This window comes from Candidatus Cryptobacteroides sp., from assembly GCF_056207615.1.
This window is the reverse complement of the sequence record NZ_JBAEER010000033.1, coordinates 1-17,279: the sequence shown is the minus strand read 5'-3', so window position 1 is coordinate 17,279 and position 17,279 is coordinate 1. Positions and strand designations below refer to the sequence as shown.

General features: G+C 54.4%; 12 protein-coding genes and 1 tRNA gene. 11 read left to right on the top strand and 2 right to left on the bottom strand.

Annotated elements, in window-relative coordinates; genetic code table 11:
• Positions 1-191: 191 nt before the first annotated feature.
• A complete protein-coding gene (locus tag AC06ND_RS01920; RefSeq protein ID WP_475677306.1) occupies positions 192-1,724 on the top strand; it encodes a hypothetical protein in 1,533 nt (510 codons plus the stop codon).
• 79 nt (positions 1,725-1,803) lie between these two features.
• Here the strand turns inward: AC06ND_RS01920 and AC06ND_RS01915 are convergent, their stop codons facing one another.
• Both AC06ND_RS01915 and AC06ND_RS01910 read right to left on the bottom strand, forming a co-directional pair.
• Positions 1,804-2,838 (bottom strand): hypothetical protein, encoded by a 1,035-nt coding sequence (locus tag AC06ND_RS01915; RefSeq protein ID WP_475677305.1) that lies wholly within the window; start codon positions 2,836-2,838, stop codon positions 1,804-1,806.
• 218 nt (positions 2,839-3,056) lie between these two features.
• Positions 3,057-3,132: transfer RNA gene (locus AC06ND_RS01910), tRNA-Gly, on the bottom strand.
• 199 nt (positions 3,133-3,331) lie between these two features.
• Here AC06ND_RS01910 and AC06ND_RS01905 point away from each other — a divergent pair.
• From AC06ND_RS01905 to AC06ND_RS01860, 10 genes are all read left to right on the top strand, one after another.
• Positions 3,332-4,135, top strand: a complete 804-nt coding sequence (locus AC06ND_RS01905) for a DUF5020 family protein (protein WP_475677304.1) — start codon at positions 3,332-3,334, stop codon at positions 4,133-4,135.
• Between the two features lie 10 nt (positions 4,136-4,145).
• Positions 4,146-5,474: an NCS2 family permease gene (locus AC06ND_RS01900; protein ID WP_475677303.1), complete on the top strand. Its 1,329-nt coding sequence runs from the start codon at positions 4,146-4,148 to the stop codon at positions 5,472-5,474.
• A gap of 98 nt (positions 5,475-5,572) precedes the next feature.
• Positions 5,573-8,425, top strand: a complete 2,853-nt coding sequence (locus AC06ND_RS01895; protein WP_475677302.1) for a TonB-dependent receptor — start codon at positions 5,573-5,575, stop codon at positions 8,423-8,425.
• 4 nt (positions 8,426-8,429) lie between these two features.
• Entirely contained in the window at positions 8,430-9,662 is a 1,233-nt protein-coding gene (locus tag AC06ND_RS01890; RefSeq protein ID WP_475677301.1) for a DUF4876 domain-containing protein, read from the top strand.
• Positions 9,655-11,196 (top strand): DUF6850 family outer membrane beta-barrel protein, encoded by a 1,542-nt coding sequence (locus tag AC06ND_RS01885; RefSeq protein WP_475677300.1) that lies wholly within the window; start codon positions 9,655-9,657, stop codon positions 11,194-11,196. The genes AC06ND_RS01890 and AC06ND_RS01885 overlap by 8 nt, the downstream gene beginning before the upstream one ends.
• Before the next feature lie 4 nt (positions 11,197-11,200).
• On the top strand, positions 11,201-12,787 hold the full coding sequence (locus AC06ND_RS01880; RefSeq protein WP_475677299.1) for a fimbrillin family protein: 1,587 nt from the start codon (positions 11,201-11,203) through the stop codon (positions 12,785-12,787).
• Between the two features lie 3 nt (positions 12,788-12,790).
• Positions 12,791-13,588, top strand: a complete 798-nt coding sequence (gene cdaA, locus AC06ND_RS01875) for a diadenylate cyclase CdaA (RefSeq protein ID WP_475677298.1) — start codon at positions 12,791-12,793, stop codon at positions 13,586-13,588.
• 2 nt (positions 13,589-13,590) lie between these two features.
• Complete coding sequence (locus AC06ND_RS01870; RefSeq protein WP_475677297.1) at positions 13,591-16,134, top strand: endonuclease MutS2; 2,544 nt, start codon at positions 13,591-13,593, stop codon at positions 16,132-16,134.
• A 9-nt stretch (positions 16,135-16,143) separates the two neighbouring features.
• Positions 16,144-16,536: a YraN family protein gene (locus AC06ND_RS01865; RefSeq protein ID WP_475677296.1), complete on the top strand. Its 393-nt coding sequence runs from the start codon at positions 16,144-16,146 to the stop codon at positions 16,534-16,536.
• A gap of 8 nt (positions 16,537-16,544) precedes the next feature.
• Positions 16,545-17,279 (top strand): sugar phosphate nucleotidyltransferase (locus AC06ND_RS01860; RefSeq protein ID WP_475677295.1); only part of this gene is annotated, 735 nt, incomplete at its 3' end.

Genomic DNA, 17,279 nt, shown 5'->3' with positions numbered 1-17,279 from the left:
ATCAAACCCATAAAGGTCCTGAAGCATGGGAGAAGGGCCGTGAGCCTGTTCAAGTATGGACTGGACTACATCTCTCAGTGCCTGATCAACCATACAGACCGCTATAGAATCAATGTTTTCAAATTTTTGTCATATACTTAGAATTCACATACAAATTCTAAATGAACATTCATTCTTACAAAAAAGACGTTATGAGAAAACACACAATCTTCAGAGTCTTCGGCACACTGCTGGTCGCAGGTGCCCTGACAGCATGCGAAAAGGAGAAATCACAGGAAACGGACTATGATTGGGGACTTGACGGAGGTATCACTTCATGTGACCATCTTACGTTCGGTGCTGATGGTAAAGAAGATCCGGACGGTACGCAGATAGGAAATGGTGATGACCAGTTTGTCTTTACCGGAAGGCAGACATTGAAAAAGGGAACGTACATCCTCAAAGGATGGGTCTACATTGCCGAAGGTGCCGAACTCACCATCGAACCGGGAACAGTAATCAAGGGCGACAAACTGACGAAAGCTGCCATCATTGCAGAGAGGGGTGGAAAACTGATTGCACAGGGAAGCAAGGAGCAGCCTATCGTGTTCACCTCATCACAACCTGAAGGTCAGCGCAGACCGGGCGACTGGGGTGGAATCATACTATGTGGCAAAGCACCGAACAACAGTGTCGAGATGCAGATTGAGGGTGGCCCGCGCTCAAAACACGGAGGCGAGATCACATCTGACAATTCGGGAGTTCTGAGTTATGTCAGGATTGAATTTGCCGGTTATCCGTTCGAAAAGGACAAGGAGATCAATGGACTAACTCTCGGTTCGGTAGGAAATGGAACCAAGATTGACCATGTCCAGGTATCATATTCCAACGATGACAGTTTCGAGTGGTTTGGAGGAACAGTCGATTGCAGGTATCTCGTCGCCTACCGCGGATGGGATGATGACTTTGACACCGATAACGGATACTGCGGCAATGTTCAGTTCGCACTCGCGATTCGAGACAGCAGAATTGCCGATTACTCCCAGAGCAATGGCTTTGAGAGCGATAACAACGCAGGCGGTACGGATACACAGCCGTACACTAGCGCAACTTTCAGCAATGTGACATTTATCGGTCCGAAGTCTGCAGCGGGATTCACAAATGATACTGACTCGTATATAAATGGCGGAGAATTCTTCCCTGACAACGGCTCTTCACTCGGAAGATTCCAGGCAGCGATGCAGATCAGGCGTCATAGCCATCTCAAATGCATCAATTCTGTCGCTGCCGATTTCCCGATAGGTATCATGATCGACAGCGAGAAAGGCAGCGCATCGGATCTTGCCAGATCTGGTGAGATTACGGTAAGCAACACATGGATTGCAGGAACCGATATTCTTGGAAGCGACATGAACAAGAAGTACAGAGATAATCTTGTTGTCAACTACAAGGGAGCAAACGATGACGAAATCTTTGACACCACAAAACCTTCCTTCTCTCACACCTGGTTTCTTTCACAGGACGGTAACCGATATCTTGAAAAGAGTGCGGACCTGGGTCTGAAGGATTATGGAAACACTGGGTCTTCATACATGGTTTCCAATGGCAGTCCTCTTATGAATGCGGCAAAATTCACCGATTCGGACAAGAATTTTGAGAAGGTTTCCTTCATCGGTGCTGTTTCAGAAGGCGACAATTGGCTCGAAGGATGGACAGAGTTCCACCCTGAGAGCAGAAAGTACTGACAAATCGCGTGATTACTGCACAGCGTACTGTCCGTATGGAAGTACGCTGTTTTTGTCGTTTCGGCTTGTGTTAGCGGAATTACTGAATCTGGTTTCCGAACAGTTGTTTCATGTACGTCGAAAGATTCATCTCGTTTGACTTGAGTCCTATCTTCTGACGAATGGTGCTGTTCATGTGATATATCATTGAAGATTGTGAGATTTCCTTGACCTCTTTGCCGGAGTAACCCAGATAATAGAGGCAGCATAAACCGATCTCGTCTTCTGTCAGTTCATATTCCTTGAGCTTTCTTATGGCCTGTGGATGGTTGACCGAATATAACAATCCGAGTGATCTGATGAATGTGTCCCTGTCGGAAGTCACGTTCTCGATCTCTTTGGCAATAGCCTTGCTGCTCATTGATGTCTCAGACATCTTATTGATCAGAATCTTGTCGATCAGAGAAATGCGCTCGTTCAGCAAGTCTTTCACTCCCGGGTCGATCTCGTCGACTTTGGAGGCAGCCTTGTCAAGCTCTTCCTTTTCTTCTTTCAAGTTACTGTAGAACTCCTCTGACTTGGCTTTCGCCTCGGCCATGTCCTTCGGAAGTCTGACCAGGCCACGGACGAGGTCTAGCGTGAAGACTCCCGCGAGAATATAGTGCCAGATTCCTGAGGCCAAAGCGCCAGTTTCCATGTCGTAGACGCAGAAGAAGATGAGGAATAAGTTGATTATCGGTGATAGGTGTAACGCATCGAAGATGATACGGGGTATGGATTTTCCTTTGAAATCACCCTTCAGATACCAGAGGGCGGCCCAGACAAGACCGAGGAAGAATGCCAGCGCGATGAATGGAAGGGCAGTGTTTCTGGTTTCTCCCTCAAGCAGGATAAGAGCAACAATCGGTCCGACTATGGCTCCAAGGATGATAGGGAAGTTGTCTTTGTCCATGAAATCGAACTCCGGCTGCGGATTCTTGGTCTCCCAGAAGAAATACCAGAAATTGAACAGAATGAAGCCGAATCCCAGGAGGACACCCAGAAGCCCTTTTATATGAAATAAGGATAATGCGATACTGATTGTAAGAAGAATGTTCTCTAAGAACACCAACTTTGTGATCTGATTGTTTTTCATAGTTGTTTGTCTTTACAGTTGCAAAGTTCTGTAAAAGGAGGGAAATCACCAAAAAAGAAGTTTTATTTTGGAGACCTTAAGTTGTTGATAATCAATAGTGTTGTTCGCGGGGGTTTGATCGCGTTCTTTTGCTTGTCGGAAATGCTGCAAGAGTGCGCTGATTTGTGGCAAAAGAAACCGGATGTAACGAAAAAAGCCTCAGCATTTCTGCTGAGGCTTGGAGCGGAAAACGAGACTCGAACTCGCGACCCCGACCTTGGCAAGGTCGTGCTCTACCAACTGAGCTATTTCCGCATTGCCGTTGTTTGGGATTGCAAAAGTAGGCAATAAATTTTATTCTGCAAATTATTTTTTAAAAAATTTAGCATTTTGCGGGAAACGGCAGTGGGCGTGTCCCTGGCGTAGTATGAATTGAATCATTTTTGGGATTGTATAATCGCAGGAATCTCATAACTTTGTCTAATAGATGAAATGATTCAAATCCAAATTAATTATGAAAAAGCTTGTTTTTTCTGTTGCTGCCGTTCTTCTCAGCTTGGCATCAATGTCTCTCAATGCTCAGACGAACATTCAGCTTCACTACGACTTCGGTCGTGCAATCTACCACAAGGTTGGCGGTAAGGATCTCTCTAAGACCGGTGCTAACCGTCAGTACCTAACAACTACCGTCGAACACTTCAATACCGACAGGTTTGGTAGCAACTTCTTCTTCATCGACCTTGATTTCGTCAATGACCCGACAGGCGCCGGCAAGTGGGCAGGCGTGCGCGGAGCGTATACCGAGATCTCGCGTGAGCTCTGCTTCTGGGGCGACACCAAGCTCGCAGGCCTCTCGGCACACATAGAGTACGATGGCGGTCTCGACAGATACAGCGGCACCTATGACTCGGCATATCTCGTCGGCCCTACATACTCTATCCACAACTCTGACTATACCTTCACAGCTTCGCTCTCAGCCCTCTACAAGGCCATTCCGAAGAACGTGAAGAATGCTCATAACTTCCAGATCACCACTGTGTGGAACTATCACTTCTGCAACGATATGTTCCTCTTCAGCGGATTCGCAGATATCTGGCAGGAGAACCGCCCATGGCAGCTTGGAGCGAAGGGTGACAAGGAAGGTGACGGTACCGACTTCATCTTCATCTCGGAGCCTCAGTTCTGGTTCAACCTCCACGCCCTCAAGGGTCTCGAGAACTTCAATGCCAGCATCGGTACCGAGGTCGAGCTCAGCAACAACTTCCTTGGCGTAGGCTTCTATGCATGCCCTACCATCGCCGTGAAGTATACATTCTAATTCCAGATTTATGTCAGGTTCATACGATGCCCTTTCGAAGGTCGCAAAGAAGGCCTTCGGATTCGAGGTCGGCAAGCACAGCGTGAAGACTGAGATCCTCGCCGGTCTTACCACCTTCCTCACGATGGCGTACATCCTCGCCGTCAATCCAAGCATCTTCAGCGCCCTTGCAGGCAATGGAATGCCTACTGATTCGGTGTTCACCGCCACCGCTCTCGCAGCTGTGATCGGAACGCTCGTGATGGCTTTCTATGCGAAGAAACCTTTCGGACTTGCTCCGGGAATGGGCCTCAACGCCTTCTTCGTATACACGGTCTGCCTCGGAATGGGATACACATGGCAGTTCGCACTCACCGCGATCTTCCTTGAGGGTATCATCTTCATCCTCCTCACCGTGACCAAGGTCCGCGAGATGATCGTGAACGCGATTCCGGTGACCATGAAGAATGCGATCGGCGTCGGTATCGGCCTGTACATCGCCTTCATCGGCCTCAAGAACGCAGGCGTGATCGTAAGCAGCGAGTCCACTTCGGTGACACTGGGAACATTGTCGCAGCCATCGGTGGTTCTCGCCCTCATCGGCTTGCTGCTCACCGCGGTCCTCGTCATCCGCAACGTCCGCGGAGGCATGCTCATCTCCATCCTCGCCATCACCGTGCTCGGCATTCCTTTCGGTGTCACCCAGTACGGCGGACTCGTCTCTACCGTTCCTTCCCTGAAGCCGATCTTCATGCAGTTCGAATGGTCGCAGATCGTTTCCTGGGACATGGTCGTAGTCGTGCTGACCTTCCTTTTCATCGACATGTTTGACACCATCGGAACCGTAGTCGGAGTATCCGTGAAATCGGGTATGGTGGACAAGGACGGTAAGGTCGACGGAATCAACAAGGTGCTCATGGCAGACGCGGTCGCTACTACCGCAGGTGCATGTCTTGGAGCCTCTACCACAACGACTTACATCGAGAGCGCATCGGGCGTCGCAGAGGGTGGCCGTACAGGTCTCACCGCGTTCACCGTCGCACTGTGCTTCGCAATCGCACTCATCTTCTCGCCGCTCTTCCTTGCCATCCCTAACGCCGCCACCGGTCCGGTTCTCGTGATCGTCGGAGTGATGATGTGCAGCCCGGTCATGAAGATCGACTGGAACGACTATTCAGAGGCCATCCCTGCTTTCCTTACCATGCTGCTCATGCCACTGGCGTACAGCATCTCTGACGGTATCATGATCGGTATGATCTCGTACGTTCTCGTAAACGTATGCACCGGAAAGCACCAGAAGGTGAGCCCGATGATGTGGATACTCGCGATCCTGTTCACGATGAAGTATCTGCTCTCTTAAGACCCATCTGAAAATCAGATATCCAAGGCGTAGTCTCAACAAGGCTACGCCTTGTTTTTTGGCATAAAATCACTACTTTTGTTCCTAATATGCCTAAGATGCTGAAATACGCCCGTATCGTTGCCCTGACAGTGCTTCTGTCGGTGCTCGATTGCGTGTTCCCGGAGGTTCTCGCAAACGCTGCGACTGCCCCTTCCGGCAGGACTGTTTCGGGCGTCGTGAAGGATGCCGTCAGCGGCGAGGGACTCTGCGGAGTGACCCTCAAGCTCGGAGAGGATTATCTCTGGGCTGTCACCGGTCTGGACGGCGACTTCGAACTCGTGAACGTGCAGAAGGGCAGCTACGTCCTTACCGCCAGCTATCTCGGATATGTGGACGTCTCGATCGAGATCAATGTCGACAAGGACGTCGAGGATATCGAGATCCTGATGCAGGAGAGCTCTCTCGCCCTCGACGAGGTGGTGGTGACCGCTCAGCGTCCTAAGGATGGGCTCAGCACATCCCATACCCTCGGCAGGGACGCGCTCAACCATCTGCAGATGTCCAGCATGACGGACATGGCATCGCTCCTCCCTGGCGGAAAGACCGTCAACCCGGACCTCACCAACGGCAGCAGCTTTTCTCTCCGTGCCGGTGGATCCACTGCCGGTAACGCAGCATTCGGAACCGCTCTCGAGGTGGATGGCGTACGCATGGGCAACAATGCCGGCATGACCCAGATGTCCGGTGTGGACACCAGAAGCATCTCTGTCGAGAACATCGAGTCGGTAGAGGTCATCACCGGCGTGCCTTCCGCAGAGTACGGAGACCTCAACAGCGGTATGGTCAAGATCAACACCAAGAAGGGCCGCACTCCGTACAACGTGACCTTCTCCGTGAATCCGAGGACCTACCAGTTCTCAGCATCGAAGGGCTTCGACCTCAACAAGGACCGCGGAGTCCTCAACGCGAGCCTCGAGTGGGCGCGTGCAACCAAGCAGCTGATCAGCCCGTATGAGTCCTATACCCGCCGCGGCCTCACCCTGAGCTACTCGAATACCTTTGCGAAGGTCCTCCGTTTCGAGGCAGGATTTTCTGGAAACATAGGCGGAATGTACAGCCATGACGACCCGGACGCATATTCGGGTGAGTACCAGAGGGTGCGCGACAATGTCTTCAGAGGAAACGTCGCAGCGACCTGGCTTCTCAACAAGTCGTGGATCACGAACCTCAAGTTCGACGCATCGGTAAGCTATCAGGACAACCTGTCGACCGCCCACGCATACAACAACTACGCAGCTCACCGACCTGCGGTCCATGCAGAGGAGGAGGGTTACCATGTTGCCGAGAGACTTCCTCTCACATGGTTCTCCGACGCCATCGTCGACTCCAAGGAGCTCGACTACGCAGCGTCTCTGAAGTACGAGTGGACCAGGAGATGGGGCGAGACCAAGAGCCAGCTCAAGGCCGGAGTGCAGTGGAAGGCGAACGGAAATGCAGGTGCAGGAGAGTACTATCTCGACCCGAGCCTCGCCTCGGACGGCTTCCGTCCTCGCTCATACAGCCAGTATCCGTACATGCACAATCTCTCGGCATACGTCGAGGAGCATGCGACCCTTCCGGTAGGATCCGGCAAGCTCGAACTTACCGCCGGACTCCGAATGGAGAACGTGTTCATCAAGGGCACCGCATACGACAACATGAACACCTTCTCGCCTCGTTTCAATGCGAAGTGGAGCATAGGAAAGCATTTCAGCATACGTGGAGGCTGGGGCGTGACCGAGAAGCTTCCGTCCTTCTACATCCTCTATCCGAAGCAGGAATACTGGGACAAGCAGACCTTCAGCTTCTCTCACGGAGACAACTCGACCTACGTCTACTACACCAGGCCATATCAGGTTCAGTTCAACCCGAACCTCCGCTGGCAGCGCAACGACAACTCCGAGCTCGGAATCGATGCTGAGCTTGGCGGGTTCAAGATCTCTGCCGTCGGATTCTTCAACAAGACCAGGAATCCTTACAAGATCACCAACGTATACACTCCGTTCTCGTACAACATGCTCCAGAAGCCTGCCGACTTCGTGATCTCGGAAAATCCGCAGATCAAGACGGACTTCAGGACTGGAGACGTCTACATGAGAAACAGCGACGAGGACTTCTGGACCAAGATGGACACCAAGGTGGCCGACAAGACCTTCGTGAAGAACACCATGCAGGACAACGGTGCGGACATGTACCGCGCCGGAGCCGAGCTCACCGTGGACTTCCCTGAGATCAGGCCGATACGCACCTCTTTCAGGCTTGACGCGAACTATGCATGGACCATGTACCATGACGAGACCCTCTCGTACTACTATCGCAGCGGGTCCCACACCAGCCTCCCTGACAGGTCGTACGAGTTCGTGGGCATCTATGCCAACGGAGGAAACGGAAACTCCGTCGTGAACGGAAAGATCACCCACAACCTCGACGCGAACCTCACGGCCATCACCCATATCCCCGAGGCTCGCATCATCATCACCTGCAGGCTCGAGATGTCGCTTCTGAACCGCTCGCGCAACATGTCCGTCCATGAGGGCAGGAACTATGCGCAGACCATAGGCGCCGACGGCACTCCTACCGGAGGAAACATAGAGGACGGAGATTCGTACAGCGCGATATGGCCGGTCGCATACATGGACGTCGAGGACGGACTCGTGCATGACTTCACGGAGGAGATGAAGGCTGATCCGAGATACCGCAACCTCATGCTCACCTCGGCCAACCTCTACACCTTCGCCCAGGACGGCTACGGCTTCTACTGCTCGGCCAACCTCAGCATCACGAAGGAGATAGGCAAGCATGTCAGCCTTTCGTTCTTCGCCAACAACTTTACGAACTCACGTCCGTACGTGGTTTCGAAGGCCACCGGAGTAGGTGCAATCTTCACCCCGGCCTTCTACTACGGACTGACCGCCAGACTTAAATTCTAACGCCATGGGAATGATCAGAAAGCTTACATACATGCTTGCAGCAGTGCTCATGGCAGTGTCCTGCCTCCCTGCTGTCACCGATCCTTATGGAGACGGCATGAACAATCTTGCTCTGAGCATCGAGTACCCTGAAGGATATGCATCAGCACTCCACGAGGGAGTGATCGCGAAGATCGAGGACATCAACCTGGGCAACGTCTACGAAGTCGCTCTCGATTCGGAGGGCAAGAAGGTGCTCTCGCTCCCTTATGGACTCTACCGAATCAGCGTCAGCGAGCGCAACGGTCAGGATATCTTCAATGCCACCGTCGACCGATTCTCCTTCTCCGACAGGAACAGTACCCTCAAGCTCGTGCTCAAGCACACCAAGGCCGGCAGCATAGTCATCAAGGAAATCTATTGCGGAGGTTGCCGCAAGGACCCTGAGGAGGGAACATACATCGTTGACAAGTACGTCATACTCCACAACAATGACACCCGGGTGCAGTATCTGGACAGCCTTGGCTTCGGCTATCTCTTGCCGTACAACTCGAACGCGACCAACCCGTTCACCCGCAAGGAAGCCGACGGCAGCATCACGTACAATGACTACGTCGCAATCGCAGATGCCGTTTGGCAGTTCCCTGGCGACGGGCACAGCTTCCCGCTCCAGCCGGGTGAGGACGCGGTTCTCTGCCTCAACGGAGCTATCGACCACGCGGCGTCGTTCCCTCTTTCGGTGAATCTCAACAAGTCGGATTATTTCGTCACATACAACGCGAACTATTTCCCTAACGTCTCTTACCACCCGGTACCGGGCAGCAACATCCAGGACGACCATATCCTGAAGTGCCTCTTCAAGCTCGGCGTCGGAAATGCGCTTGCATTCTCGATCAACTCACCTGCGGCAGTCATCTACAAGGCCAAGGGCACGAGTCTCGAGGATTTCATCGCCAGCGACGGAGGCGTCATCCCTGTTCCGGGAACCACGAACGGAGCGAAGGTGCTCGCATGTCCTCTCGACTGGGTGCTCGACGCCGTGGAGGTGTTCAACGGATCGTCCGCGTCCAATGTGAAGAGATTCCAGGATACCCTCGACGCCGGTTTCATCACCCTCTCGGCTCCTTACAACGGACATGCTCTCATGAGAAAGGTCGACGAGGAGCGCAGCCGCGAAGCAGGATTCGAGGTGCTGATGGACACCAACAATTCGTCGGCGGATTTCAGTGAAACCCAGAAACAGTCATTGCATGAATAGGTCAGGTATCATATTCCTTGCGATGGCTCTCTTCGCAAGCCTTCCTCTCTCGGCGCAGATCACCGAGGGCAAGGACGCCGTCGTCTTCAACGATTACGAGCAGGTGCTCCGTGCCAACTTCTGGCAGGACGGAAGCAATCCTGTCGGCATACGTCAGGATATCTCAGAGAAATCCGCTTCATACGCAGAACTCTACGGAGATATCACCAGCGGTGGATTCAGACAGACCCATGAGGCTGCACTTCCATGGTCAGTGGGCGCGAAGGCCCGCAGCACCGTGCACCTGGATAAGTTCTCCATGCAGGGATCATTCTCCTTCGAGCAGGCTCAGGGAAATGATATGTGCGGCTCGATGTTCGTGAATCCGGGCTATTATCCTGTCGACGCGCTCGAATTTACCCCGGGCAGGAAGATCAGGCAGAGCTATGCCTTCGACGGCGCGATCTCGGTCGACGTCGCCGATCAGTGGCGCCTCGGTGCGGGCATCGATTTCCTTTCTTCGAACTATGCAAAGAGGAAGGATCTCCGTCATAGCAACTATCTTCTCGACTTCAGCTTCACTCCGGGAATCGTATGGCATTCGGAGCACTGGTCTGTCGGACTCGACGCCATCATACGCAAGACCGCGGACACTCCGACCGCGAAGCAGATAGGAACGAAGGACACCTACGACGCCTTCCTCGACAAGGGCCTCTACTACGGCAAGCTCGAGAACTGGGAGGGCAGCGGACTCCATCTTTCGGAGGCTGGCGTCAGCGGACTTCCGGTCAAGGAGATTTTCGCCGGTGCCGGACTTCAGCTCCAGCATGGATCGGCATTCATCGATTTCACCTACCTCAGGGGTAAGGGAACGATAGGCGAGAAGCAGTACATCTGGTATCGTTTCCCAAGCCATGTGTTCTCGTTCAGCTTCGGAGAGAGGTGGAAGGGTGGAGAATTCACCCACAGCCTGCGATTCAAGGCCGACTGGAGACTGCTCAAGAACAATGAAAGCGTGATCGAGAAGATCACTGAGGGTGGCGTCTCCACCACCATCACCCATGGTTCGAACCAGATACTCTCCCGCAATGAGGACTCGTTCCGAGTGGAGTACGAACTCGCGTCCGACCGCCATGAGTTCGTGATCAGCGGCGGTGCCGACGAGAGACTCAGCGTGGCCTCGCAGATGTATCCATACGTCACTGAGCAGGACCTCGTGCAGTGGACGGCGGCGGCAGGATACACCCACCATTTCGGACGCGTCGACATCGCGGCCGGCATACGCTACCGCGGCGGCAAACTCCAGGAGGACGACCGTCTCGTGAGCGAGGAGAGCGGAGTCGTGACCAAGCCTCAGCGACTCGCGGACTATTACAGGGCAGAAGTCGAATACGACACGGCACATCGCATCGAAGCTGGTGCGTCCGTGACTTACAATATGTGGAAGGGACTCTATCTCAAGGCTGTCATCGACGAAGTACACGCCTTCCGCATCGAGGTTCTTCCGGGAGCGGACAGGCTGTCTGCCTCCCTCAGGATAGGTTATAAATTCTAGTGATATGAAGAAGCATTTTCTTTTCCTTTCTCTTGCAGCGCTTGCATTCTCGGCCTGCACCATCGACGATCCGAAGCCGGAACCTGGCAAGGTCATGGTGGAGCCGGTGATCACCCGCGCCCTCAGCCTGAACTTCAACGAGGGTAACAAGATCGGTCTCGACGTGATCAAGGCCGACGGCAGCAAGTATGCGACCAACGCATGCCTCACTTACGCGGGCAACGCATTCTCAGGAGATCTCAAGTGGTACGCAGACGGCGGAGAGGCATGTACCCTCAACGCGTATTTCCCATACCAGGAGGCTGGTTTCCCATCGGTGTTCAGCGTGGCTGCTGACCAGAGCAACGGTACCGAGTCATCAGACCTCATGTTCGCGACCAAGAGCGGAGTATATCCAAATGCAAACCCTGAGCTCATGGTGTTCCGTCACCAGCTTGCCCAGATAGTCGTCAGCCTCGACAACAATGCCGGCGTAGAGGTGGAAGGAGTGACCCTCAAGGGACTCATCCCTACCGCAAACGTCAGCCTCGAGGGCGGTGCAGTCGTTGACGCGAGCGCATCAGCCCAGGACATCAAGGCTGAGGAAGTGACCGACAACAAGAAGTTCTGTGCAGTGGTCGTGCCTCAGACCTTCACCGAGCTCGGCGTCGTTCTCGACGTCAAGGATGCATCGGCAATCATCACCAGCGTGGATGAGTCTGAACTCAAGCCTGGCTATTCATATACCATCACCATCTCGGTGTCAGCAGACAAGGTGACCACCACCATCGGCGGCGAGATCGAGGAATGGGCAGACGGTGGCGAACTCTCAGGCAAGGACGATCCTCAGGAGCCATCCTTCGAGGAATTCGACGGCTACTTCGTATATGACGGCCTCAGGTACAACACCGTGAAGCTCTCCAACGGAAGCACATGGATGGCAGAGCCTCTCGCTTACCTCCCTAAGGGCAAGACTGTATCGGACGATCCCACTGACGGTGGCATCTGGTATCCATACAGCTCAGACGGCACCAACGTCACCGTCCTCAAGGATGCCGAGTCCATCAAGGCAAACGGCTATCTCTACGACATCGAGAACACCCTCGGCGTGACCCTCACCGAGGAGAACTTCCTTGACTTCGAGGGCGTGCAGGGCATCTGTCCAAAGGGCTGGCATGTTCCTACCAGGGCTGAGTGGTTCGCACTCTGCGGAGTCTCTAACTCTATTGCCCGACTCGGCGAGTCTGGCACCCAGACCGATGACACGGCTCTCTTCTACGACAAGACCCTGGGCTATGCACCGATCTCTGCATACAACGAAGCTGGCTTCAACTTCGTCCTCTCCGGCAGCATCGGAAACAACAAGTACAGCAACCTCATAATCGACAGCAGCGTATGCGACGTCGAGGAGTACTTCGGCAAGAACCGTATGGCCTACGTGGCATCGTCTACAGCAAACACATACAAGACGACCTCAGGTACCGTCTCTCCTACCTACATGGCCCTGATGACCACATTCACCAGTGCGAACGCCAAGGGTAAGACCAGCGTCGCTGCAGCAAAGGTCGGAGCCGTCGGCGCCCAGGTACGTTGCACCAAAGACACAAAGTAGAAAATGACTGTACTCGCATTGTTCGGATTCCTCAACATGAGCCTGGCGGATATCCTCGATATCCTGCTGGTGGCCATCATCATCTATCTTCTCTTCATGTGGATGAGAGGATCTTCGGCCATCAGCATCTTCTTCGCCATCATCTCCCTCTACGTCATCCGCGTGATCGTGGCATCCCTGAACATGAGGATGATGAACGCGATGATGGAGACCGTGACCGATGTCGGCGTGCTCGCCCTGATCATCATCTTCCAACCGGAGATACGCCGTTTCCTGATCTCGCTCGGAAACCGATATCGCACCGTCTATGCGGACAACGCGTTGGTCAAGAAGCTCTTCAAGAACGGCAGGGACAAGATGGGTAACGAGATCGTCCAGGAGATTACCGAGGCATGCCGTACGATGTCGGAGAGCCGCACCGGCGCACTCATCGTGTTCCCGTACTCGAGCTCTCTCAACGACATAATCGAGACCGGCGACAAGGTGGATTCACTGATCAATCGCCGTATCATAATGAACCTTTTCTTCAAGAACTCTCCGCTCCATGACGGCGCAGTGATCATCGACGGCAACCGCATCGTGGCAGCACGCTGCACCCTCCCGATCACCGAGAGGACGGATATTCCTGCCCAGTACGGAATGAGGCACAAGGCGGCCATCGGCATCAGCGAGGCCACCGACGCCGGAGTCATCGTCGTGTCCGAGGAGACAGGAGGCATCACCTGGTTCAAGGAAGGAAACGGAACCAAGATCAACAACATCAACGAGCTCAAGCTTATACTTGACCGACAGGAGGCATAGATTTGAAAGAGACACAATCGATAAATAGGCTGGAACAGAAGCTTGGATTCGACAGGGTGAGGTCGGCAGTGTCCGACAAATGCTCTACCGAGTACGCCGTCGTGCGTACTGCGGAGGAGAACTTCACCAACAATCCGCGTGAGATCAGAAGGAGGCTCCAGCTTACCGACGAAATGAGGCTGATCCTGATGTTCGAGGAGAACTTCCCTACGGGAGGATTCATCGACTGTCTGGACTTCCTCAAGCCGCTCCAGAGGGAGGGCACGAGCCTGGAGATCACTTCTCTGAGGAAGCTGAAGACCATGCTCGAGACCTTGAGAAAGGTCACTTCCTTCTTCGCCGGCATCAAGGACGGAGTCTATCCTAACCTCAAGAGGATGGCCGCACCGGTCATGTCCTTCCCTGAGGTACAGCGCAGGATTGACGCGATCCTCGACCGATACGGCAATGTCAAGGACACCGCATCGGACGCGCTCTATGACATAAGGAAGTCCCTCAGGGACAAGGAAGGTGCGATTTCGCGCCGCATGAACGCAGTGCTCCGCAAGGCCCAGGAAGAGGGTCTCGTGGACTCCGACGCAACCGTCACCGTGCGTGACGGAAGGATGCTCATCCCGGTAGCCGCCGCTAACAAGAGACGAATCTCGGGCTTCATCTACGATGAGTCCGCGACGGGAAAGACCGCGTTCATCGAGCCTGCCGAGGTGGTGGAACTCGACAATGAGATCAAGGAACTCCAGTTCGCCGAGCAGAGGGAGATACTCCGCATACTCGTCGAATTCAGCGACTTCGTCCGTCCATATACTCCGGACCTCGTGGCCGCAGCGTCCTTCCTCGGAGAGATAGACTTCATCATGGCCAAGGCCCAGGTGGCGCTCGACTACATCGCCGGCATGCCGGTCATCTCCGAGACAGGGGAGATGAACCTGCGCAAGGCCCGTCACCCTATACTCGAGCAGGCGCTCCGTCGCGAGAAGAAGGAGATCGTGCCTCTCACCGTGACCCTTACCCCATCCAGGCACATACTCCTCATCTCCGGCCCGAACGCCGGCGGAAAGTCCGTCTGCCTGAAGACCGTCGGACTGCTGCAGTACATGTTCCAGTGGGGTATGCTCATCCCTACCTCCGAGACCTCGGAGATGGTGATCTTCGACAGGATCATGGTCGACATCGGAGACGACCAGTCCCTGGACAACGACCTCAGTACCTACAGCTCCTTCCTCGGAAACATGAAGGAGATGGTGGAGAAGGCCGACAGCCGCACCCTCGTGCTGATCGACGAGTTCGGTAGCGGAACCGAGCCTGCCGCCGGAGGAGCGATCGCAGAGGCCATACTCGCAGAGCTCGACACCCGCGGCGTGTACGGAGTCATCACCACCCACTATACCAACCTCAAGCTCTACGCATCCGGCGACCGAGGTGTCGTCAACGGAGCGATGATGTTCGACGTGCAGAATATCGCACCTATGTTCAAGCTCGAGATGGGACTCCCAGGCAACTCATTCGCCTTCGAGCTCGCAAGGAAGATGGGTCTTCCGGAGAGCATCATCAAGGACGCGGAGAGCCGTGCCGGAGAGGAATTCGTGGGCATAGAGCGCAACCTCCGCAAGATCGCCAGGAACCGCAAGGCACTCGACGAGAAGCTCGAGAGGATACGCAACACGGACAAGACCCTCGAGAACATCACCGACAAGTACTCGAAGGAGCTCAAGGACATCAAGCAGCTCAAGAAGGAGATACTCGACCAGGCCCACAAGGAGGCCGCAGAGATAATCGCAGGCGCGAACAAGAAGGTCGAGAACACGATACGAACCATCAAGGAGAAGCAGGCCGAGAAGGAATCCACCAAGGAGGCCCGCACCGAGCTCCAGAACTTCCTCGGAGCCTTCGCCGCAAAGAAGGAGAAGGAACAGAAGGAGAAGGACGAATACATCGAGCGCAAGATTGCTCAGCTCGACGCCCGCAAGGAACGCCAGAAGGCTCGCAAGAAGCAGCGTGCGGACGAGGCCCAGCAGGCCGAGATCGAGAGGGCGGAGCAGGAGCGCCAGAGAGAGGAGGCCTTCCGAAACGCTCCTCTGAAGGTGGGCGAGAAGATACGCGTCAAGAGCAACGGAATGGTCGGCGAGGTCGTCAGGGTCTCAGGCAAGGCCGTTACCGTGAACATAGGCAGCATCACCAGCAAGCTCAGTCCGGACAACGTCGAGCGAATCACCTCGAACGAGTTCAAGTCTGCCTACAGAGAAACCTTCACCCCGGTTTCTGCCGTCAAGGTGGACAACTCGATATCCGAGCGCAAGCTTAACTTCTCGACAGAGCTGGACGTGCGCGGCGCGAGGGTGACCGACGCACTGGACGAGGTCACCAGGTACGTGGACGATGCGATCATGCTCAATATCTCCAGCGTCAGGATCATCCATGGAAAGGGTACCGGCGCGTTGAGGGAAGAGATACAGAAATTCCTCCGTGCGACGCCGGGAGTGGCGTCCGTGACGGATGAGCATATACAGTTCGGCGGATCGGGAGTCACGATAGTGAAGTTCGACTGACGATAATCTTTGGAGGGAAGAAAAGTGGACGAGAGAAGAAAGACTGGAAACGAAGGAGAGGATGCGGCGGCACGCTTCCTCGCTTCCCGGGGCCACCAGGTTCTGGACAGGAACTGGAGAAGCGGACATCTCGAGCTGGACATAGTCTCGCTCGCTGCCGATGGAATACATTTTGTGGAGGTCAAGACCCGGCGGCCGCCTATGCAGGCCGAGCCGCAGGAAAGCGTGACAGCCACCAAGCAGAAACGGCTCGTGAAAGCCGCGCTTGCCTATCTGAACCGCTCCCGCAATCCCCTGCTGAGGGATGTCGAATACCATTTCGACATTGTTGCGGTGACGTTAGACAACCCCGGGATGACGATAGGGTACTTCCCCGATGCGTTCATACCCATATACATATAACCACAATTATGACCGATAGCTCTAAATACTGTGTGATTCTGGCCGGCGGTGCCGGATCCAGGATGTGGCCGATCAGCAAGGTGTCCTTCCCTAAGCAGTTCCTCGAGGTTTCAGGGACGGGGAAGACCTTTCTGGAGCTGACCTATGAGCGTTTCTGCACGATAGTTCCGCCAGAGAACATCCTCATCGTCACGGCCTCGCGCTACCAGAGTCTCGTGAAGGACCTTCTTCCTGAGGTGCCCGACGAGAACGTCCTCCTTGAGCCTTATGCGAGAAATACCGCACCGGCCACTGCCTATGCTGCCTATACCATCCTGAAGAGGAATCCCGACGCCACGGTGGTGGTCACTCCATGTGACCATATCATATTCGGCGATGCGGAGTTCCGTTCCAGCATACTCAGCGCGATGGACTTCGTCGCAGCCAGTGACGGCGTGATCATGACCCTCGGAGTCGTACCGACCCGTCCGGATACCAACTTCGGTTACATCCAGGCTGTCGGCGGCAGGAATGCATACAAGAAGGGAGAGCCGCTTCCGGTCAAGACCTTCACCGAGAAACCGAACCTTGAGCTCGCTAAGGTGTTCGTGGACAGCGGAGAATTCCTCTGGAACTCCGGTCTCATCGTGTGGAAGGCCACCGAGATCGCACAGGAAATCAAGGAGCATACTCCGCAGCTTGCTACCTGGTTCGAGGGTTGGGATGCCGCCATCGGGACGGAGAACGAACGCGCCTTCATCGAG